The following is a 20,190-nucleotide window of genomic DNA, read 5'->3' on the forward strand; positions in this document are numbered from 1 at the left end:
TCCACGGTCCTGCGTACCGAAGCACAGCGGAACCTCGCTTGTTTCCCGCCATTTCCTCCGCCGAAACCCGGCCTTCGATGTGATGTGCACGACGAAGCACCGGCCCGGCCTGCAAGGAACGGTTCGGGGGGCGTAGCCTTGATTTCCGCTGTCCATCACCTTGTGAAGCGGAAGAGGGCGGTTGCCGCCGTGTCGTCTCAGTCCCCCAGTAACTCAAGCGTCTCGACCGACCAAGCCAGCCCGGGCACCAACCCGGCCGCGGCTTTCGGCGCCAATGAATGGCTCGTCGACGAGATCTACCAGCAGTACCTCCAGGACCCCAGTTCGGTCGATCGCGCCTGGTGGGACTTCTTCGCCGACTACAAGCCGGGTGCCGCCGGCACGGCGGACAAGCCCGCTCCCGGGTCCTCGGGGGCCCCGGTGACCGAGGCCGCGCCCGCCCCGGCAGCCGCTCCGGCTCCGGCGAAGGCCGCGCCCGCCGCCGCCCCGGCCGCCCCGCGCAGCCGGCCCCGGCCAAGGCCGACCCGGCTCCCGCGAAGAGCGCGCCCGCCCCGGCGAAGCCCGCGGCCGCCAAGCCCGCCGCCGCGCCCGCCAAGGCGAAGCCGAAGGCGGACGAGGCCACCGAGGCCCCGGCCGGTCCGGAGTACGTGACGCTGCGCGGCCCCTCGGCCGCCGTCGCGAAGAACATGAACGCCTCGCTGGAGCTGCCGACGGCCACGTCCGTGCGCGCGGTCCCGGTGAAGCTGCTCTTCGACAACCGCATCGTCATCAACAACCACCTCAAGCGCGCCCGCGGCGGGAAGATCTCCTTCACGCACCTCATCGGGTACGCGATGGTGCAGGCCCTCAAGGCCATGCCGTCGATGAACCACTCCTACGCGGAGAAGGACGGCAAGCCGACCCTGGTCAAGCCGGAGCACGTCAACCTGGGTCTCGCCATCGACCTGGTGAAGCCCAACGGCGACCGGCAGCTGGTCGTGGCGGCCATCAAGAAGGCCGAGACGCTCAACTTCTTCGAGTTCTGGCAGGCGTACGAGGACATCGTCCGGCGCGCCCGCATCGGCAAGCTCGGCATGGACGACTTCACCGGAGTCACCGCCTCGCTGACCAACCCCGGCGGCATCGGCACCGTCCACTCGGTGCCCCGCCTGATGCCCGGTCAGGGCCTCATCATGGGCGTCGGCGCGATGGACTACCCGGCGGAGTTCCAGGGCACCTCGCAGGACACCCTCAACAAGCTCGGCATCTCGAAGGTCATGACGCTCACGTCGACCTACGACCACCGGGTCATCCAGGGCGCCGCCTCCGGCGAGTTCCTGCGCGTCCTGTCCCAGCTGCTGCTCGGCGAGAACGAGTTCTACGACGAGATCTTCAAGGCGCTGCGCATCCCCTACGAGCCGGTCCGCTGGCTCAAGGACATCGACGCCTCGCACGACGACGACGTCACCAAGGCCGCGCGGGTCTTCGAGCTGATCCACTCCTACCGGGTCCGCGGCCACGTCATGGCCGACACCGACCCGCTGGAGTACCACCAGCGCAAGCACCCCGACCTGGACATCACCGAGCACGGCCTCACCCTGTGGGACCTGGAGCGCGAGTTCGCGGTCGGCGGGTTCGCCGGCAAGACGATGATGAAGCTCCGCGACATCCTCGGCGTGCTCCGTGAGTCGTACTGCCGCACCACCGGCATCGAGTTCATGCACATCCAGGACCCGAAGCAGCGCAAGTGGCTCCAGGACCGGGTGGAGCGCCCGCGCCCGAAGCCCGAGCGCGAGGAGCAGCTGCGCATCCTGCGCCGGCTGAACGCCGCCGAGGCGTTCGAGACGTTCCTGCAGACGAAGTACGTCGGCCAGAAGCGGTTCTCGCTGGAGGGCGGCGAGTCCGTCATCCCGCTGCTCGACGCCGTTCTCGACTCCGCCGCCGAGTCCCGCCTCGACGAGGTCGTCATCGGCATGGCCCACCGCGGCCGCCTGAACGTGCTGGCGAACATCGTCGGCAAGTCGTACGCCCAGATCTTCCGCGAGTTCGAGGGCAACCTCGACCCGCGCTCGATGCACGGCTCCGGCGACGTCAAGTACCACCTGGGCGCCGAGGGCACCTTCACCGGCCTGGACGGCGAGCAGATCAAGGTCTCGCTGGCCGCCAACCCCTCGCACCTGGAGGCGGTCGACCCGGTCCTGGAGGGCATCGCCCGCGCCAAGCAGGACATCATCAACAAGGGCGGCACGGACTTCACCGTCCTGCCGGTCGCGCTCCACGGCGACGCGGCCTTCGCGGGCCAGGGCGTGGTCGCCGAGACGCTCAACATGTCGCAGCTGCGCGGCTACCGCACCGGCGGCACCGTGCACGTGGTGATCAACAACCAGGTCGGCTTCACCGCCGCCCCGGAGTCCTCGCGCTCCTCGATGTACGCCACCGACGTGGCGCGCATGATCGAGGCGCCGATCATCCACGTCAACGGCGACGACCCGGAGGCCGTGGTCCGCGTCGCGCGGCTCGCCTTCGAGTTCCGGCAGGCGTTCAACAAGGACGTCGTGATCGACCTCATCTGCTACCGCCGCCGCGGTCACAACGAGGGCGACAACCCGGAGTTCACCAACCCGCAGATGTACACCCTGATCGACAAGAAGCGCTCGGTGCGCAAGCTCTACACCGAGTCCCTCATCGGTCGCGGCGACATCACGCTGGAAGAGGCGGAGCAGGCGCTCCAGGACTTCCAGGGCCAGCTGGAGAAGGTGTTCGCGGAGGTCCGCGAGGCCACCTCGCAGCCGTCCTCCCCGCACGTCCCGGAGGCGCAGGCCGCGTTCCCGGTGGCCGTCGAGACGGCCGTCTCCGCCGAGGTCGTCAAGCGAATCGCCGAGTCCCAGGTCAACATCCCCGAGTCGATCACCGTGCACCCGCGTCTGCTGCCGCAGATGCAGCGCCGCGCCGCCTCGGTGGAGAACGCCACGATCGACTGGGGCATGGGCGAGACCCTGGCCATCGGTTCGCTGCTGATGGAGGGCACACCGGTCCGGCTCGCCGGCCAGGACAGCCGTCGCGGCACCTTCGGCCAGCGCCACGCGGTCCTGGTCGACCAGGTCACCGGCGAGGACTACACCCCGCTGCTCTACCTGGCGGACGACCAGGCCCGGTACAACGTCTACGACTCGCTGCTCAGCGAGTACGCGGCGATGGGCTTCGAGTACGGCTACTCGCTGGCCCGTCCGGAGTCGCTGGTCATCTGGGAGGCCCAGTTCGGTGACTTCGTCAACGGCGCGCAGACCGTCGTGGACGAGTTCATCTCCTCGGCCGAGCAGAAGTGGGGCCAGACCTCCGGCGTCACGCTGCTCCTGCCGCACGGCTACGAGGGCCAGGGCCCGGACCACAGCTCCGCCCGCCCCGAGCGCTTCCTCCAGATGTGCGCGCAGGACAACATGACGGTCGCGATGCCGACCCTGCCGTCGAACTACTTCCACCTGCTGCGCTGGCAGGTGCACAACCCGCACCACAAGCCGCTCATCGTCTTCACCCCGAAGTCGATGCTGCGTCTGAAGGCGGCGGCCTCGTCGATCGAGGAATTCACCTCCGGCGGCTTCCGCCCGGTGATCGGCGACGACACCGTCAAGGCGGAGGACGTCCGCAAGGTCGTCTTCGTCTCGGGCAAGCTCTTCTACGACCTCGACGCCGAGCGGGAGAAGCGCGGCGACACGGAGACCGCGCTCATCCGGCTGGAGCGGCTGTACCCGCTGCCGGGTGCGGAGATCCAGGCCGAGATCGCGAAGTACCCGAACGCCGAGAAGTACCTGTGGGCGCAGGAGGAGCCGGCGAACCAGGGTGCGTGGCCGTTCATCGCGCTCAACCTGATCGACCACCTGGACCTCGCGGTCGGCTCGGACGTGCCGCACGGCGAGCGCCTGCGCCGCATCTCGCGGCCGCACGGCTCGTCCCCGGCGGTCGGCTCGGCCAAGCGCCACCAGGCGGAGCAGACACAGCTGGTCAACGAGGTCTTCGAGGCCTGAGGACCTGAACGCCGAAACGCCGGGGACCCGGTTCCGCGCCTGGCGCGGGGCCGGGTCCCCGGCGTTTCTCCGCTGGATATCCTTCTCCCATGTACTTCACGGACCGTGGCATCGAGGAACTGGAGAAGCGGCGCGGCGAGGAGGAGGTCACCTTCGAGTGGCTCGCCGAGCAGCTGAGGACGTTCGTCGACCTCAACCCCGACTTCGAGGTGCCCGTCGAGCGCCTCGCGACCTGGCTGGCCCGGCTGGACGACGAGGACGACGAGGACGCGTAAGGTCCGGGCCAGGCCCTAGTTCTCGGCGCTGGCCCTGGCCCGCTCGTACGCGAGTCCCAGCGCACCCTGCGCCAGCAGCACCGCGCCCGCCGCCGCCCAGCCCCCGCTGCGGCGTCGCGCGCCCCAGAGCAGGAGCGGCAGACCGGCCGCGAGCTGGACGGCGGCGACGGCGCGGGCGCGGGGGCCCCGGACCCAGGGGCCGACCCGGCTGCTCTCGACCGCGTCCAGTTCGACCCGTACGGCGTCGCGCCAGCCGGCCCACTCGACCCGGTCCACCCGGCGCTGCGCCGCCGCGACGCTGCGCAACCGGTCGGCGCTCTCGCCCGGGGAGAGTCCGGCGGGCAGGGTCAGTCCGGTGCCGGTGAGGACCGCGAGCAGTCCCCGCAGCCGGGCCTCCGCGTCCGTCTCGGGGTCGGGGCGCGTCAGCTCCTCCAGCGCCTGTACGTCCAGCACCGGGTCGAGACCGAGCCGGGCGGCGAAGGTCCGCATGGCCTCGTCCTCGCCCACCGGAGTGCCGTCGGTCAGCCAGACGTAGGCCACGGGCCGGCGGAATCCCGCGGCGAGGGTGTATCCGGCCCGGTCGGCGTCCCACCACAGGGCGAGCACCGGCCAGGTGGCGCCGACGGCGAGCGCCGTGGCCCAGCCGCCGAGTACGCGGTCGACCGGCTCGGTCTCGCGCTCCGCCTCCCCGGCCCGCCAGGGCTTCCCCTCCGGGACGAGCACACTCCACTCCTCACCCGCGCGGACCAGCAGCATCTGCTCGCGCAGCAGGTGGGCGAGCGGCCGTACGGTCTCGGGGTCGGCCCGGCACAGCAGGAGAGCCCCGGTGGATGTCGCGTTCATGGCTCATACGCTAGGGCAAAATGCGCAGGTTTGACCGTGTTACGAACCGGGCGCCGACCGCCGCCGCGACACGACGCCCCTTGACTTCCCCCATCCGCGATATATCGTGTTCTGCACGAGACGCGATATGTTGCGTTGGTACGCTTCCCGGGAGGTCACATCCATGCCTGTGTCGACATGGACCATCGATGAGCCGCGGAAGCTCTCCTTCGACGATCCGGTGACGGCGCTCCAGGTGCGCGTCGTCGACGGCACGGTCAACGTGGTCGGGACCGACGAGCCCGGTGCCCGGCTGGAGGTCTCCGCGATCGACGGGCCACCGCTGATCGTGACCCAGGAGGACGGCCGGCTCACCGTGGCGTACGAGGATCTGCCCTGGCAGGACCTGCTGCGCTGGCTCGATCCCCAGGGCCGCCGCCGCAGCGCCGTCGTCTCGCTCGTCGTGCCCGCCGCGGCCTCGGTCGAGGTCGGCGTGATCGGCGCGGAGGCCGTCCTCTCCGGCATCAGAGGCCGCACCGAGGTCCGCGGCATCACGGGGGACTCCACACTCGTCGGGCTGACGGGCGCCGTGCGCGGGGAGTCGGTGTCGGGCAGCCTGGAGGCCCAGAGCCTCACGGGACGCCTGCGCTTCCAGTCCGTGGCCGGTGACCTGACCGTGATCGACGGGGCGGGGGCCTCGGTCCGGGCCGAGACGGTCAGCGGGGACATGGTGCTCGACGTCGACCCGTCCGGGAAGCCCGCGGACATCCAGCTGACCACGGTGTCCGGCGAGATCGCGATCCGGCTGCCGCACCAGGCGGACGCCCGGGTCGAGGCGAACACCGCGAGCGGAGCCGTCTCCAACGCCTTCGAGGACCTGCGGGTCGGCGGGCGGTGGGGCACGAAGAAGATCACCGGCACGCTGGGCGCCGGGACGGGGACCCTGCGGGCGACGACCGTGTCCGGTGCGATCGCCCTCCTGCGCAGGCCGCCCGCCGAGGACGACGCGTACGCCGCCGAGCCGACCGGAAAGGTTCTCTGACATGCCCCCCGTATTCGCCCACGGCCGACTGCGCCTGTATCTCCTCAAGCTCCTCGACGAGGCCCCGCGCCACGGCTACGAGATCATCCGGCTGCTGGAGGAGCGCTTCCAGGGCCTGTACGCCCCGTCCGCCGGCACGGTCTACCCGCGGCTGGCCAAGCTGGAGGCGGAGGGGCTGGTCACCCACGCCACGGAGGGCGGCCGCAAGGTCTACTCGATCACCGACGGCGGACGCGAGGAGCTGGCGGGCCGCAGCGGCGAGCTGGCCGACCTGGAGCTGGAGATCCGCGACTCGCTCTCCGAACTGGCCGCCGAGATACGCGACGACGTACGGGGCGCGGCGGGCCGGCTCCGCAGCGATGTGCGGGCGGCGGCGTCGGAGTCCCGGCAGGGCGCCGGTGCGGAGTCCGGACCGGCGAAGGAGAAGAGCGGCTCCGCCTCCCCCTTCGGGGACTTCGGGGACTTCGGCGGTCTGGGCGACCTCGGCGACAGCGAGGCGTGGCGGACGGCGAAGGAGGAGCTGCGCCGGTCGAAGCGGGAGTGGAAGGAGCAGGCCCGCCGGGCGAAGGACGAGTCCCGGCGCGCCCGCGAGGACGCCCAGCAGGCCCGCCGCCAGGCCAAGGAGGCCCAGGACAAAGCACGGGAGCAGATCCAGAACGCCGCCCGCCAGGTGCAGGAGCACTTCGCCCGGGGCGACTGGCCCACCGGCGTACGGGAAGGCCTCGCGGAGATCACCGGCCAGCTCGGCGGCTTCGCCCGGTCCGGCGCCTGGCCTCCGTTCGGCAGGCCCGGGGCGGAAACCGCCCCGCCCGTCCAGGACCCGGCTCCCGGGGCGGACTGGGGGCGGGACGTGCCGACGACCGGCGACCCGGCGCGCGACCTGGACCGGCTGCTGGACCGGTTCCGCGACGGCATCCGGGACACGGCCCGCGACCGCGGGGTGACGGAGACCGGGCTCGCGGACGCCCGCCGCCATCTGGGCGAGGCAGCGGCGCGGATCGAGAAGCTGCTGACGGCGGAGGACGGCAGGAGCGACGGGACGGCCTGAACGGGGCGGAGTGGGCGGGGCGGCCTGAACGGGACGGAGTGGGCGGCGAGACGGGGAACCCTCCCGCCCCCACGCCCCGTCGAGGCGGCGCGGCGCCCCGGCCGGCAGCGGCGACCGCCCCGGCCGACGGTCAGCGCATCGGGGCGTCAGGGCGTCAGAGCGTCAGAGCGTCAGAGCGTCAGAGCGTCAGAGCGTCAGTCAAAGGTGACAACGTCGTCGGCGAGGCGCGCGTGCCGCTCGACGTCGTACCGGACCCTGCCGTACCGCAGCTTGGCCCGCTCGACGCCCTCCACCGCGAATCCGGAGCGGGTCGCGACCCGGCAGGAGGCGACGTTGTCGGTGCGGTGTCCCAGCTCCAGCCGGTACAGCCCGAGCTCGTCGAAGGCCCAGCGGGCGAGCGCCCGCACCCCGGCCGGGGCGACACCCCGGCCGCGGGCCGACTCGGTGGTCCAGTAGGAGACCCAGCCGCTGTCGTGCGTCCGGTTGACGACGTTGAGCGCCACACAGCCGAGCGCCTCGCCCTCCTCCCCCACGACGGCCCAGGAGTAACCGGTCCGCGCCCCGCGTTCACGCGCGCGTTCCGCGATCCAGGCCAGCGCCCCGGACCGGTCGTCCACGGGCCGGTCCGTCTGGCGGTCCATCTCGGCCGGGGCGAAGGCGCGGAGCACCGCCGCGGCGTCGTCGGGCAGCCAGGGGCGCAGCAGAAACCCCTCAGGAGTGGTCAGTTCGTCCATACGGGCCAGCTTCCCGCGCGGTCACCACCACGTCACTCCCGGGCCACGCCAGGACGACCGGCCACCCCCCGCGCGACGGGGCGCCGAGGACACGGGCACGTCCGGTGACGGTGACACGCCAGCCTCGGGGCGTGGGCGGCAGGGACAGCTCCGTCACCCCGGGCCGGTCGGCGGCCCGGTAGGCGAGGCGGTAGGTGCGCATACCCGCGTCGTACGTGTCGGAGCGGACGGTTCCCGCGACGGCCGGGGCGTACGGGGTGGCGGTCTGCTCCTTGTTCGTACGGAAGCGGCCGTGTTCGTCGACGGCGCAGTAGCCGCCGCCGTAGCACCAGACGTACCCCGCCCAGCCGGAGCTGTAGCGGTTCAGGGAGGCGACGGCCTCCCGGTAGAAGCGGCCCATGTTGGGGAGGGAGTTGTTCAGCGGCCCCCACTCCCCCACGACCACGGGCATCCGGTGGCGGGCCGGGTAGGCGGTGACGGCGGCCTCGTACGCCTCGATCCAGCCCGCGTCCGGGTCGTAGTCGGCGCCCGCCTCCATGGCGGTGTTGTAGAAGTGCGGGGCGTAGACGGTACGGCTGTCCTTGATCCGGCCGAGCCCGGTGGGCACGCCCTCGCCGACGATGGGGGTCGGCTCGACGAAGAGCCAGGTGTCGCGGTCCTCGGCGCGCACGGCGCGGGCGAGCCGGTTGTACATCGGCGTGAGGTGCTCGGCCTCGATCCGGCGGGCGGCGGTCGGCAGGTCCTCGCCCGGACGCAGTTCCCCCATGGGTTCGTTGATCAGGTCGTAGCCGATGACGGCCGGGTGGTCGCGGAAGCGCTCCGCGAGGACCTGCCACATGGCTGCCTGGGCGCGCCGGAGGTCGGGGTCCTCGTAGAGGTGGGTGAAGGCCCGCTGCACGGCCGGCTGGAAATACTCGGAGAACCAGTCGTCGGGGTTCGGGGTGAACGGCAGCCCGTCGGTCCTGGTGGCCCATTCCGGGATACCCCGGTGGCCGAACGCGGGCCCGAAGACGTCCTGGTGGGCGTCGATGAGGACGTGGACGCGGTGCTGGTGGGCCCAGTCGAGGATGCGCTCGATCTTTCGGAGGTAGCGCGCGCTGTACTGGCCGCGCCGGGGCTCCAGGTCGTCCCAGAAGACCAGCAGCCGGGCGAAGTTGAAGCCGTTCGCCCGCAGGTCGCGGAAGTGCCGCTCGGTGATGGCGCTGAGCGCGTCCTCGCCGCGGTTCGCCTTGTCCTCGACGTTCCAGCCGCGCAGGGTGAGGGTGCGCCCGCGGTCGTCGGTGAGGGGCGGGATGGCGCGTTCGTACAAGGACGGGGGCGGGGACGAAGACGGGGAGCCCGGTGCGGGGCGCGCCGAGGCGGCGGGGGCGAGGGCCCCCGCCGCGAGCACGGACGCGACGACAAGTGCCATGAGTGCTCTGCCCATTCGCATGGGCGGCATCCCATCAGCAGAGCTGAGACTTGTTCAAGTATCCGGAACGGAGAAGTTCCCGCCGCCTCCAGGAGGTCGCACGCTCTTGCCGCTTCTAGGAGGTCGGCGTGAGCACGATCTTCCCGAACAGGTCGCCGGACTCCAGCCGCCGGAACCCCTCGCGGGCCCGGTCGAGCGGCAGCACCTCGTCGATGACCGGGCGCACCCCGGTGGCGGCGCAGAAGGCGAGGAGGTCCTCCAGCTCGTCCTTGGACCCCATGGTGGAGCCGACGACCTTCAGCTCCAGGAAGAAGATCCGGGTCAGCTCGGCGTGCGCGGGCCGGTCGCCGCTGGTGGCCCCGGAGATGACGAGCGTGCCGCCGGGGCGCAGGGACTTCACGGAGTGGGACCAGGTGGCGGCCCCCACGGTCTCGATGACGGCGTCCACGCGCTGCGGAAGCCGCGCCCCGGGCTCGTACGCCTCCAGCGCGCCGAGTTCGACGGCCCGCTCCCGCTTGGCCTTGTCCCGGCTGGTGGCGAAGACCCGCAGTCCGGCGGCTTTGCCCAGCACGATCGCGGCGGTGGCGACCCCGCCGCCGGCCCCCTGCACGAGCACGGAATCCCCGGGCCGCACCCCGGCGTTGGTGAACAGCATCCGGTACGCGGTGAGCCAGGCGGTCGGCAGGCAGGCGGCCTCGGCGAAGCTGAGCTCCTTCGGCTTGGGCAGGACGTTCCAGGTGGGGACGGTGACCTGCTCGGCGAAGGTGCCCTGGTAGCGCTCGGTGAGGATGGAGCGCGGCTCGTCGGGCCCGACGCCGTGCCCGGACTGACCGATGACGGAGTGCAGGACGACCTCGTTGCCGTCCTGGTCGACGCCGGCCGCGTCGCAGCCGAGGATCATCGGCAGCCGGTCCTGCGACAGGCCGACGCCGCGCAGGGACCAGAGGTCGTGGTGGTTGAGGGAGGCGGCCCGGACGGTGACGGTGCTCCACCCGGGACGTGCCTCGGGGGCCGGGCGATCGCCCAGCTCCAGGCCGTCGAGGGGCTGGTCGGGGTCGATGCGGGCTGCGTAGGCGGCGAACATGGGTCGACGATAGGCGGGGCGGGGCGCGCACGTAACCGCCTCCGTGTGTGACGCGCGCCAACCGGGTGAGCCCGCCCCGTCACGCCTCCGTCTCCCGAGCGTCGGGGGCCCGCACGATACAGCCCCCGCGGCGGCCGACCGCGGCCCCTGCGGCGCTGGAGCCGCACCACCGAGCCGCGGGGGCCGATGCGCGCGGGCGGGGCCCGTACGCACCTCACCCTCACCCTGTACGAGGCGGAGGGGCCGGATACGCACGGGCGGGGCCCGTACCGCTACGGACCCCGCCCCTCACGCACCGCTCGGCGCCGGCTTCAGCGCCGGGCCACACCCTCCGCCCGCGCCGCCGCGGCCACGGCCGCCGTGACCGCCGGGGCGACCCGCTCGTCGAAGGGGGACGGGATCACGTAGTCGGCGGCCAGCTCGTCGCCCACGACGTCGGCCAGCGCGTTCGCCGCGGCGATCTTCATGCCCTCGGTGATCCGGGAGGCCCGGACCTGCAGCGCGCCCGCGAAGATGCCCGGGAAGGCGAGGACGTTGTTGATCTGGTTCGGGAAGTCGGACCGCCCGGTCGCCACCACGGCCGCGTACTTGTGCGCGATCTCCGGGTGGACCTCCGGGTTCGGGTTGGCCATCGCGAAGACGTACGCGCCGGGCGCCATCGAGGCCACCGCCGCCTCCGGGACCGTACCGCCGGAGACGCCGATGAAGACGTCCGCGCCCGCGAGCGCCTGCTCCAGCGAACCGGACAGGCCCGCCCGGTTCGTCAGCTCCGCCAACTCGCGCTTGACCTCGGTGAGGTCGTCGCGGTCACGGCTGACGATGCCCTTGCGGTCGGCCACCGCGATGTCGCCGATCCCCGCCTCCAGCAGGAACTTGGCGATGGCCACGCCCGCCGCGCCCGCGCCGGAGATGACGCCGCGCAGATCGCCGAGCGTCCGCCCGGAGAGCTTCGCGGCGTTGCGCAGGGCGGCGAGGGTGACGACCGCGGTGCCGTGCTGGTCGTCGTGGAAGATCGGGATGTCCAGCCGCTCCTGGAGCTTGCGCTCGATCTCGAAGCAGCGGGGTGCCGAGATGTCCTCCAGATTGACCCCGCCGAAGGAGGGGGCGAGCCTGACGACGGTGTCGACGATCTCGTCGGCGTCGGTGGTCGCGAGCGCGATCGGCACCGCGTCGACGCCGCCGAACTGCTTGAAGAGGATGGCCTTGCCCTCCATCACGGGGAGGGACGCCTCGGGCCCGATGTCGCCGAGGCCGAGCACGGCGGTGCCGTCCGTCACGACGGCCACGACCTGGGACTTCCAGGTGTAGTCGTGGACGAGCTCGGGCTGGTCCGCGATGGCGCTGCACACTTTGGCCACACCCGGCGTGTACGCCAGGGAAAGGTCGTCCTTGTCCCGGATCGGGACGGTGGCCTGCACGGCCATCTTCCCGCCCCGGTGGAGGGCGAAGGCCGGATCGAAGGGCTCGTCGGCCCCGGTGTCCGCCGCGCTCGTGCGCTCGATGCCACGGTCGGTGGCGTTGTCGATGGTGCTGTCGCTGCGAGGATTGACGATCTCCGCTGCCATGGTGTTGACCCCTTAAGTCTTCATCGTTTGAGGGTGGCCACTCCTGGTTGAGGAGGGGTGGGCGGGCACCGCGTACGTGCCCCGCGCCGGGCGGTTGGCCCGCTCGGGCGGGGAGAGGTACGTACGCGCGGGCGCGCCGCACACGCGCCCTGAGCCCCGGATGAGGGGTGTAAACGTCTTTCTTACCGGACGAACGGTGTTACGGACGAGTCCATATCGACGCGGTGACGTGACTCATAGTCGAATATCTGGACAAGTCGGCAAACCGGTATAAATGCCGTCCACTAGTCGAGACGTGCCGAAGATTCTCCGGCGAGGGGAATCAATCCCCACAGAAGGTCCGGTCCCGAGGTACCGGCCGTTGATGTTCGGGGGTCGCCCGTTATCCGATTTTGACATGGCGGGACCCCTGAATGGGCCAGTCCCAATGGCAGGATGCCGTTCACACGAGGTGGCGACACTCGAAGGTGCGTGCCAAGCCGCCCCACCAGCACCTCACCCTCACCTGCCGGAGGATCCCGACATGACCGCAAGCACCACGCGTCGTACGACCGCCAGGGCCCGGATCGCGGCGGTCGGCGCCATCGCGGTCGCCGGCTCCCTGCTGCTCACCGCCTGTGGCGACCAGACCGACAGCGCGTCCCAGGAGAGCGGCAGCGGCAAGGAGACCAAGAGCGGCGCTCCGCTCTTCTCCATGCTGCCGGAGAAGTACCAGAAGTCCGGTGTGATCAAGGTCGGCACGAATGCCGAGTACGCCCCGATGGAGTCCGTGGAGGACGGGAAGATCGTGGGTGTCGACCCCGATCTGGCCGCCGCGCTGGGCAAGCAGCTGGGCGTGAAGTTCGAGTTCACCTCGGGTTCCTTCGACGGCCTCATCACCGCCCTGAACTCCGGCCGCCACGACATCGCGATGTCGTCGATCACGGACAACAAGCAGCGCCAGGAGGGCCTGGACGACTCCGGCAAGAAGCTGGGCGAGGGCGTCGACTTCGTCGACTACTTCCTCGCCGGCACGGCCGTGTACACGAAGAAGGGCAACCCGCAGAACATCAAGTCCATCGAGGACCTGTGCGGGAAGACCGCGGCGGTGCAGCGCGGCACGACGTACGAGGAAGCCCTCAAGAAGCAGTCGAAGGCCTGCACCGACGGCGGCGAGAAGGCCGTCAAGATCGAGTCGTTCGAGAACGACACCGAGGCCCAGACCCGGGTGAAGTCCGGCGGTGCGGTCGCGGGCGTCAACGACTACCCGGTCGCGGTCGACCTGGCCCGCAAGGCCGACGGCGGCAACGCGTTCGAGGTCGTGGGCGAGCAGGTCGACGCGGGGCCGTTCGGCATCGCCGTCAAGAAGACCAACACCGGTCTGCGCGACGCCCTGAAGGAGGCCGTCGACGCGATCATCGCCGACGGTTCGTACCAGAAGGTGCTCGACAAGTGGGGCGCCGGCACGGGAGCGATCGACAAGGCCGCCATCAACAGCGGCAAGTGACGGAACGCTCCACTGAAGGGCAGTCACCATGACTGACAAGCTCGACAAGACACCCGCCGCCCCACCGGCCGGCCAGGTGTCCGTCTCCGGCGCCGCCACCACGGCCCCGGAGAACATCAAGGCCATTCCCGTCCGCCATGTCGGCCGCTGGATCAGCGGCGTCGTGGTCGTCGGCCTCCTGGCCGCCCTGGTGTACGCCTTCTCGCAGGGCAACATCCAGTGGCAGGCCGTCGGCGACAAGCTGTTCGACAGCAACGTCGTCGCCGGCGCGGGCCGCACCCTGCTGATCAGCGTCCTGTCCATGGCGCTCGGCGTGGCCCTCGGTGTGCTGCTCGCCGTGATGCGGCTGTCGAAGAACCCGGTCACCAGCGGGGTGGCCTGGCTGTACATCTGGTTCTTCCGCGGTACCCCGGTCTACGTACAGCTGCTGCTCTGGTTCAACCTGGCGCTGATCTTCCCGGTCCTGAACATCCCGTTCATCTACAAGGACGAGATGACGGACGTCATGACCCCGTTCATGTGCGCCCTGCTGGGGCTCGCCCTGAACGAGGCCGCCTACATGGCGGAGATCTGCCGCGCGGGCATCCAGTCCGTCGACGAGGGCCAGACCGAGGCGTCGCACGCGCTGGGCATGACCCAGGCGAAGACGATGCGCCGCGTGGTCCTCCCCCAGGCGCTGCGGGTGATCATCCCGCCGACCGGCAACGAGTTCATCAACATGCTGAAGACCTCGTCGCTCGTCTACGCGGTCACGTACAACGAACTGCTCCGCTCCACCTCGCAGATCGGCTCCACGTCGTACGCCGTGATGGAGATGCTGTTCGTCGCGTCCATCTGGTACATCGTGATGACCAGCGTGTTCAGCGTCGGCCAGTACTACCTGGAGCGCCGCTACGCCCGCGGCTCGCTGCGCTCGCTGCCGCTCACCCCGTGGCAGCGCGTCAAGGTCAACCTCGCCGCGTTCAGCAACCGGCCCTCCGGAGGCGTCTCCTCATGACCACTCCCATGGTGAAGGCCGAGGGCGTCCACAAGTCCTTCGGCGCAGCCCACATCCTCAAGGGCATCGACCTGGAGGTCGCCCCGCGTGAGGTGTTCTGCCTGATCGGCCCGTCCGGCTCCGGCAAGTCGACCTTCCTTCGGTGCATCAACCACCTGGAGAAGATCAACGCCGGCCGGCTCTCGGTCGACGGCGAGCTGGTCGGCTACCGGCAGAAGGGCGACAAGCTCTACGAGCTGAAGGACAGCGAGGTCGCCCTCCAGCGCCGGGACATCGGCATGGTCTTCCAGCGCTTCAACCTGTTCCCGCACATGACGGCGCTGGAGAACGTCATGGAGGCGCCGATCCAGGTCAAGAGCGAGGCCAAGGCCGTGGCCCGGGCCCGTGCCGAGAAGCTGCTGGACCGGGTGGGCCTCGGCGACAAGGCGAAGAACTACCCCTCGCAGCTCTCCGGCGGCCAGCAGCAGCGGGTGGCCATCGCCCGCGCGCTGGCGATGGAGCCGAAGCTGATGCTCTTCGACGAGCCGACGTCCGCGCTCGACCCGGAGCTGGTCGGCGACGTCCTGGACGTCATGCGGGGCCTCGCCGAGGACGGCATGACGATGATCGTCGTCACCCACGAGATGGGCTTCGCCCGCGAGGTGGGCGACGCGCTGGTCTTCATGGACGACGGTGTCGTGGTCGAGTCGGGCCATCCGCGCGAGGTGCTGACCAACCCGCAGCACGACCGGACGAAGTCGTTCCTGTCGAAGGTGCTGTAGCGGCGCGCCGAGGTGGGAGAGGGCGGTACGGACACGGGTCCGTACCGCCCTCTCCCTTTCCGGGCCTACTTGACCGCGAGGACGAGGCTGTCCGAGGGCGACGCCCAGACCGCGCGGGCCTCACCGAAGCCGGCGGCCAGCAGCGTACGGGCGTGCCAGTCGGCGGAGGGCATGTCGCCGTCTGCGTGCTCGCCGTAGATCGCGAACCGCTCGGCGGTGGGCCCGGCGAGGACCGGATCCTTGGCCGCGACGGCCCACCACTCGGCCCAGTCGAGCGCCCCGGCGGCCTTCGCCCGGTCCATGGCGGCGTGCCGGTGGGCGCGCTCGGCGGCGTTGATCCGCGGGGTGGCCGGGTCGATGGTGCGGTCGGCGTTCATGAAGACCCCGCCGTCCCGGACGAGCCCGCCCAGCTGCCCGTACAGGACGGCCAGGGGTTCGCTGTGCAGCCAGTGCAGGGCGGTGGCGGTGAGGACCGCGTCGTACGAGGTGTGGGGCAGCCGGGTGGTCCAGTCCGGGTCCTTGAGGTCGGCGGTGACGAAGGTGACCCGGTCGTCGTCGTCGAAGGTGCCGCGGGCGATGGTCAGGAGCGCGGGGTCGAGGTCGACGCCGGTACTCGTGGCGTTCGGGAACCGCTTGAGGAGCCGGTCCGTAATACTTCCCGTACCGCACGCGAGGTCGAGGACCCTCGGTTCCGGCCCGACGACCGCCTCGACCATGTCCAGCATCACCCGGAACCGCTCCTCGCGGTCGGGCATGTACCACTCCTGCTGCCGGTCCCAGCTCTGCTGCCAGGACTGCCAGTCGGTGCCCGTAGCCGTCTCCGTCACGCCAACCTCCCCATCAAGCCCGCTGTAATGCTCATTATGCATACCCGACCATTACACTGGTCGACACCACAGACTCTAGACCGACGCCGTAAGGACTACAAGTGGAACTGGCCTCTTACTCGGACTACGCCGTGCGCCTGGTCAACACCGAGGAGCCGGCCCGCAACACGGACACGCTCACTTCCGTCGAGGCGGTCCGGGAGCTGTTCGGCGTCAGCCGGCAGGCGGCGCGACGGGCGACGGAGGCGGACGTGACCCGGTTCCGGTCCGTACGGGCCCGGCTGCGCGCGGTGTTCGAAGCGGCCGACGCCGGCGACGAGACGCTCGCGGTCGACCTGCTGAACTCGCTGCTGCTGGAGTTCCCGGTGAGCCCGCAGATCTCGGGGCACGACGTCCGGGACGAGGACAGCAGACCCGACTGGCACCTGCACCTGGCCGACCACCCGTCGAACGCGACCGCGGGCTACGCGGCCATCGCGGCGATGGGCCTGGCCTTCCACCTCACGGGGCACGGCGTGGACCGCCTCGGCCTGTGCGAAGCGGCCCCCTGCCGCAACGCGTACCTGGACACCTCGACCAACCGGTCCCGGCGCTACTGCTCGGACCGGTGCGCGACACGCGCGAACGTGGCCGCCTACCGGGCCCGCAAGCGCGAGGAGGCCGAACGCACCGGCCGCAGCGCGGAGACCGCCCAGCCCAGCACCGCCGTCACCGACCGCTGACCCTTCGCCAGGGGACGGTAACGGGCCCGCACCCGGGCGAGCACGAGTTCCCCGGGCACGACCCCGTAGTCCGTGCTGTCCCCACCCGCGAAGGTGTTGTCGCCCCGGACCCACCAGCCGCCGGGCCGCCGCTCGACGGCCCGCTTCACCACCAGCAGGTCCTGCTGGAAGGGGTGCCGCAGAATGACCACGTCACCGGGGCGCACGGGCACGCCGTACTGCACCAGCAGCAGATCGCCGTGGTAGAGCGTGGGCACCATCGAAGGGCCCGTCACCTCCACCACCCGCAACGGACGCCGTGTCACCCGCCCACCCCCGGACACCTGTCGCCGCTCCGGCATCTGCGCCACCGCCCGCTCCTCCTCCGTACACCGTCCCACAGGACACCGCCTCGCGGCCCGCTCCGTACATTCGGCCGACGGCCCGATTCTCACACCGGACTTTTGACCTAAGCCCCAGGGGCAGCCACGGAAAGCGGCGCTCCACGGAGTAATGTCCCACCTGAGAAGACGATCACGAGGAGGACAGCTCCATGCTTTCCCGCCTGTTTGCCCCCAAGGTGAAGGTCAGCGCCCACTGCGACCTGCCCTGCGGCGTGTACGACCCGGCCCAGGCCCGCATCGAGGCCGAGTCGGTCAAGGCCGTCCAGGAGAAGTACCAGGCCAACGAGGACGCGGACTTCCGCACCCGCGCGGTCCTGATCAAGGAGCAGCGCGCCGAGCTCGCGAAGCACCACGTCTCGGTGCTCTGGAGCGACTACTTCAAGCCCCCGCACTTCGAGAAGTACCCGGAGCTGCACCAGCTGATCAACGACACCCTGAAGGCGCTCTCCGCGGCCAAGGGCTCGAACGACCCGAAGACGGGCCAGAAGGCGCTGGACCTGATCGCCGAGGTCGACCGGATCTTCTGGGAGACCAAGAAGGCTTGATCTCTGGTTAGGCCTTCTGACCTGCGGTTTCGCTGGTCATGTCGCCTACCGGTCCGCACCCGGTCCGCAGGCCGCCGAGAACGGCGTCCATGGCGGGCCGGGTGCGGTGCTTCCTGGCCCTGTTCACGGGCCAACCGCCTGCACGGGGTCGGGCGAGGTGTCGTGGCCGAGGTCCTCGATGATCGTGCGCAGCCACGGGCTTTGCACGGCCGGTGCGACTCCCGGCCCGGGGACGAAGGTCAGACTTCAGCCTTGCCCAGGTGCAGGCCGAGAGCGATGTGCGGCTCCAGTGCGCGCAGGAAGTCAGGAGCGTCGAAGATCTCGCCGGCGGGGACGACGCCGAGCGCCCTGGTCCGACCGGTGAGGACGCGGTCCAGGGCCTCGGCGACCAGGGGCGCGGTGACGGCGTAGATGTCCTGGCCGCTCGCGGTGGCCCGGCGCTCGGTGCCGCCGGAACGGACGACGGCGTCGACGAGGAAGGTCTGCTCCGAGCGGCCGCTGTCGTCTGCGGCGGCGGGGGCCGGCGTGTCGGGTGAGACGACGTCGCGGGCGGCCTCGGCGCTCATGTACGTGGTCACATCGGGGATCACGAGGTGCTGGGGGACTGTGACGACGTCCGCCATCGTGAACTCCCCGATCACCGGACGACGACCCAACGGTTCCGGGAACGTCCATTCCAGGGAAGGGGCTGCGTCGGTGCGACGCTCCCACCTTCCGCCCCGGTAACGGAGGCGGTGGTCTCCGCGCCGCTCGCGGGAGACCGCGCCCGAGAGCCGGGTTCCGGCGGTGGGGTGCCAACTGCTGAGTGCGTAGGCGATGTGGGCCTCGTCGGCCTCGGCCCAGTCGCCCATCGCCGCCGTGACCAGCAGATCGCCGAGGCCGCCGAAGAAGGCCATGGCGGGGACGATCAGCGCGCCCTCCTCCAGGGCCCGCTCGCGGTACTGGCCGAAGGTGTCGAGGTTGGCCTCCAGCTCGGCGGCCACATCCAGGTAGGGGATCCTCGCCCGGAGCGCAGCCTCGATCACGGGGCCGGTGGTCGAGGCGAAGGGGCCGGCGCAGTTGATGACCGCCACCACGCCCGCCAGGGCCCGGTCCAGCGAGGCCGGATCATCGACCGACGCCACCCGGGCCGTCCAGCCGTGTTCGCGGGCCAGCTTCTCCAGGGCCTGCGCGTCGCGCCCGGACGGCACCGGCACGTAGCCGCGTGCGGCCAGCTCCGCCACCACGAACCGGCCCGTGTGACCGTACGCTCCGAACACCGCTACCGACTGACCCGACCCCATGGGACTCCCCCTCGCTGTCGACCTGCTCCGATATCCACCGCGGTGGTGGGCCGCCGCGGCCTGACACCACTCATCCTGATCGCGGTGCACCTCGCACGCGAGCGTCGGAAACGACAGACCCCGTACAGTTTCCGACATGCCCTCCGTCGCCCTGGCCGTCGCCGACGGCGTCCTGCACTACGAACTGTCCGTGGCCCTTGAGGTGTTCGGGGCAGACCTGGCCCACATCGTGGACCCCTGGTACGACTTCACCCTCTGCGGGAGCGGCCCGGTGCGGGTCGACCGCTTCCGCCTGGAACCCGACCACGGGCTCGACCACCTCGCGCGCGCCGACACGGTGATCGTCCCCGGCTGGGCCGACACCGACCGCGAACCGACCGCCGAGCTGGTCGACGCTGTGCGTGCGGCCCACACGGCGGGGGCGCGGGTGGCGTCCCTGTGTACGGGCGCCTTCGTCCTGGGGGCGGCGGGACTGCTGGACGGGAGGCGCGCCACCACCCACTGGGGCCACACCCGGGAGCTGGCCCGGCGCCACCCGGCAGCCACCGTCGACCCGGACGTCCTGTACGTGGACAACGGCGACGTGCTCACGTCCGCGGGCAAGGCCGCCGCCATGGATCTCTGCCTGCACCTGGTCCGACTCGACTACGGCTCGGCGATCGCCAACAGGATCGCCCGGCGGTTGGTCGTCCCGCCGCACCGCGACGGCGGTCAGGCCCAGTTCATCACCACTCCCGTCCCCGCGCCGGGCGGCCATCCGCTGAGCGAGCTCTGCCCGTGGGTGCTGGAGCGGCTGGACCAGCCGCTCACCGTGGAGGATCTGGCCCGCCGGGCCGGGATGAGCTCGCGCCACCTCACCCGCCATTTCAAGCACCTGACCGGCACCACTCCCCTGCAGTGGCTGCACGCCCAACGCATCCGTCACGCCCAGGAGTTGCTGGAGACCACCGACGCCGGAGTGGACACCGTCGCCGCGGCCGCCGGCATGGGCACGGCCACCACCCTGCGCCGCCACTTCCAGCGCAGCGTCGGCGTCCCGCCGGACACCTACCGCCGCACCTTCCGCCCCTGAGGCACCCACCGGATCCGCCAGGTCCGCCCGTTCCACTCGCCCTCACCCTGCCTGCGGCCCGGGGGCCGACGAGGGACTACGCCGCAAGCGAGACGATACGTCTCGCCTAATCGTCACCGGAACGGTGAGGTC

17 protein-coding genes and 1 pseudogene are annotated in these 20,190 nt (G+C 71.1%); 10 read left to right on the forward strand and 8 right to left on the reverse strand.

Translation table 11 applies throughout. The features are described 5' to 3' along the window. Positions 1-189 precede the first annotated feature (189 nt). Together KME66_RS09095 and KME66_RS09100 are read left to right on the forward strand one after the other, a co-directional pair. A pseudogene (locus tag KME66_RS09095) lies at positions 190-4,001 on the forward strand (multifunctional oxoglutarate decarboxylase/oxoglutarate dehydrogenase thiamine pyrophosphate-binding subunit/dihydrolipoyllysine-residue succinyltransferase subunit). Between the two features lie 89 nt (positions 4,002-4,090). Next, on the forward strand, positions 4,091-4,276 hold the full coding sequence (locus tag KME66_RS09100; RefSeq protein WP_003966321.1) for a DUF6104 family protein: 186 nt from the start codon (positions 4,091-4,093) through the stop codon (positions 4,274-4,276). A 15-nt stretch (positions 4,277-4,291) separates the two neighbouring features. On the opposite strand, the gene KME66_RS09105 is transcribed toward KME66_RS09100, so the two are convergent. Continuing rightward, on the reverse strand, positions 4,292-5,119 hold the full coding sequence (locus tag KME66_RS09105; RefSeq protein ID WP_216320860.1) for a hypothetical protein: 828 nt from the start codon (positions 5,117-5,119) through the stop codon (positions 4,292-4,294). 163 nt (positions 5,120-5,282) lie between these two features. Here KME66_RS09105 and KME66_RS09110 point away from each other — a divergent pair, with 163 nt between their 5' ends. Continuing rightward, positions 5,283-6,140, forward strand: a complete 858-nt coding sequence (locus KME66_RS09110) for a DUF4097 family beta strand repeat-containing protein (RefSeq protein ID WP_216320862.1) — start codon at positions 5,283-5,285, stop codon at positions 6,138-6,140. A gap of 1 nt (position 6,141) precedes the next feature. Then, complete coding sequence (locus KME66_RS09115; RefSeq protein ID WP_216320865.1) at positions 6,142-7,188, forward strand: PadR family transcriptional regulator; 1,047 nt, start codon at positions 6,142-6,144, stop codon at positions 7,186-7,188. A 194-nt stretch (positions 7,189-7,382) separates the two neighbouring features. On the opposite strand, the gene KME66_RS09120 is transcribed toward KME66_RS09115, so the two are convergent. From KME66_RS09120 to KME66_RS09135, 4 genes are all read right to left on the reverse strand, one after another. Then, positions 7,383-7,922 carry a GNAT family N-acetyltransferase gene (locus KME66_RS09120; RefSeq protein WP_073214626.1) on the reverse strand — a complete coding sequence of 180 codons (540 nt, stop codon included), beginning with the start codon at positions 7,920-7,922 and terminating at the stop codon, positions 7,383-7,385. After that, positions 7,900-9,333, reverse strand: a complete 1,434-nt coding sequence (locus KME66_RS09125) for a cellulase family glycosylhydrolase (RefSeq protein WP_216320868.1) — start codon at positions 9,331-9,333, stop codon at positions 7,900-7,902. The genes KME66_RS09120 and KME66_RS09125 overlap by 23 nt, the downstream gene beginning before the upstream one ends. A gap of 115 nt (positions 9,334-9,448) precedes the next feature. Next, positions 9,449-10,417, reverse strand: coding sequence for a zinc-binding dehydrogenase (locus tag KME66_RS09130; RefSeq protein WP_216320870.1), 969 nt, complete (start codon positions 10,415-10,417; stop codon positions 9,449-9,451). Between the two features lie 311 nt (positions 10,418-10,728). Continuing rightward, positions 10,729-11,982, reverse strand: a complete 1,254-nt coding sequence (locus KME66_RS09135; protein ID WP_216320873.1) for an NADP-dependent malic enzyme — start codon at positions 11,980-11,982, stop codon at positions 10,729-10,731. A 523-nt stretch (positions 11,983-12,505) separates the two neighbouring features. On the opposite strand from KME66_RS09135, the gene KME66_RS09140 reads away from it, so the two are divergent. The 3 genes from KME66_RS09140 to KME66_RS09150 are packed head-to-tail and all read left to right on the forward strand — an operon-like array spanning position 12,506 to position 15,226. After that, complete coding sequence (locus KME66_RS09140) at positions 12,506-13,468, forward strand: ABC transporter substrate-binding protein (RefSeq protein ID WP_216320876.1); 963 nt, start codon at positions 12,506-12,508, stop codon at positions 13,466-13,468. A gap of 28 nt (positions 13,469-13,496) precedes the next feature. Next, positions 13,497-14,465: an amino acid ABC transporter permease gene (locus KME66_RS09145; protein ID WP_216320879.1), complete on the forward strand. Its 969-nt coding sequence runs from the start codon at positions 13,497-13,499 to the stop codon at positions 14,463-14,465. Then, a complete protein-coding gene (locus KME66_RS09150) occupies positions 14,462-15,226 on the forward strand; it encodes an amino acid ABC transporter ATP-binding protein (RefSeq protein WP_073214641.1) in 765 nt (254 codons plus the stop codon). The genes KME66_RS09145 and KME66_RS09150 overlap by 4 nt, the downstream gene beginning before the upstream one ends. Positions 15,227-15,291: 65 nt before the next feature. Here the strand turns inward: KME66_RS09150 and KME66_RS09155 are convergent, their stop codons facing one another. Next, positions 15,292-16,053, reverse strand: coding sequence for a trans-aconitate 2-methyltransferase (locus KME66_RS09155; RefSeq protein WP_178378893.1), 762 nt, complete (start codon positions 16,051-16,053; stop codon positions 15,292-15,294). A gap of 101 nt (positions 16,054-16,154) precedes the next feature. Here KME66_RS09155 and KME66_RS09160 point away from each other — a divergent pair, with 101 nt between their 5' ends. Beyond that, positions 16,155-16,775 (forward strand): ABATE domain-containing protein, encoded by a 621-nt coding sequence (locus KME66_RS09160; protein ID WP_216320882.1) that lies wholly within the window; start codon positions 16,155-16,157, stop codon positions 16,773-16,775. On the opposite strand, the gene sodX is transcribed toward KME66_RS09160, so the two are convergent. Continuing rightward, positions 16,688-17,116 (reverse strand): nickel-type superoxide dismutase maturation protease, encoded by a 429-nt coding sequence (gene sodX / locus KME66_RS09165; RefSeq protein ID WP_073215557.1) that lies wholly within the window; start codon positions 17,114-17,116, stop codon positions 16,688-16,690. The genes KME66_RS09160 and sodX overlap by 88 nt on opposite strands. A gap of 191 nt (positions 17,117-17,307) precedes the next feature. Between sodX and sodN the strand changes: the two genes are divergently transcribed. Then, positions 17,308-17,703, forward strand: a complete 396-nt coding sequence (gene sodN / locus KME66_RS09170; protein WP_003966342.1) for a superoxide dismutase, Ni — start codon at positions 17,308-17,310, stop codon at positions 17,701-17,703. A 239-nt stretch (positions 17,704-17,942) separates the two neighbouring features. Here sodN and KME66_RS09175 read toward each other — a convergent pair whose 3' ends face one another. Then, complete coding sequence (locus KME66_RS09175; protein WP_216320884.1) at positions 17,943-18,986, reverse strand: trans-acting enoyl reductase family protein; 1,044 nt, start codon at positions 18,984-18,986, stop codon at positions 17,943-17,945. Positions 18,987-19,122: 136 nt separating this feature from the next. On the opposite strand from KME66_RS09175, the gene KME66_RS09180 reads away from it, so the two are divergent. Further along, positions 19,123-20,058 (forward strand): helix-turn-helix domain-containing protein, encoded by a 936-nt coding sequence (locus KME66_RS09180; protein ID WP_216320886.1) that lies wholly within the window; start codon positions 19,123-19,125, stop codon positions 20,056-20,058. Positions 20,059-20,190: the final 132 nt, after the last annotated feature.

The sequence above is a fragment of the Streptomyces sp. YPW6 genome (assembly GCF_018866325.1).
Taxonomy (GTDB): domain Bacteria; phylum Actinomycetota; class Actinomycetes; order Streptomycetales; family Streptomycetaceae; genus Streptomyces.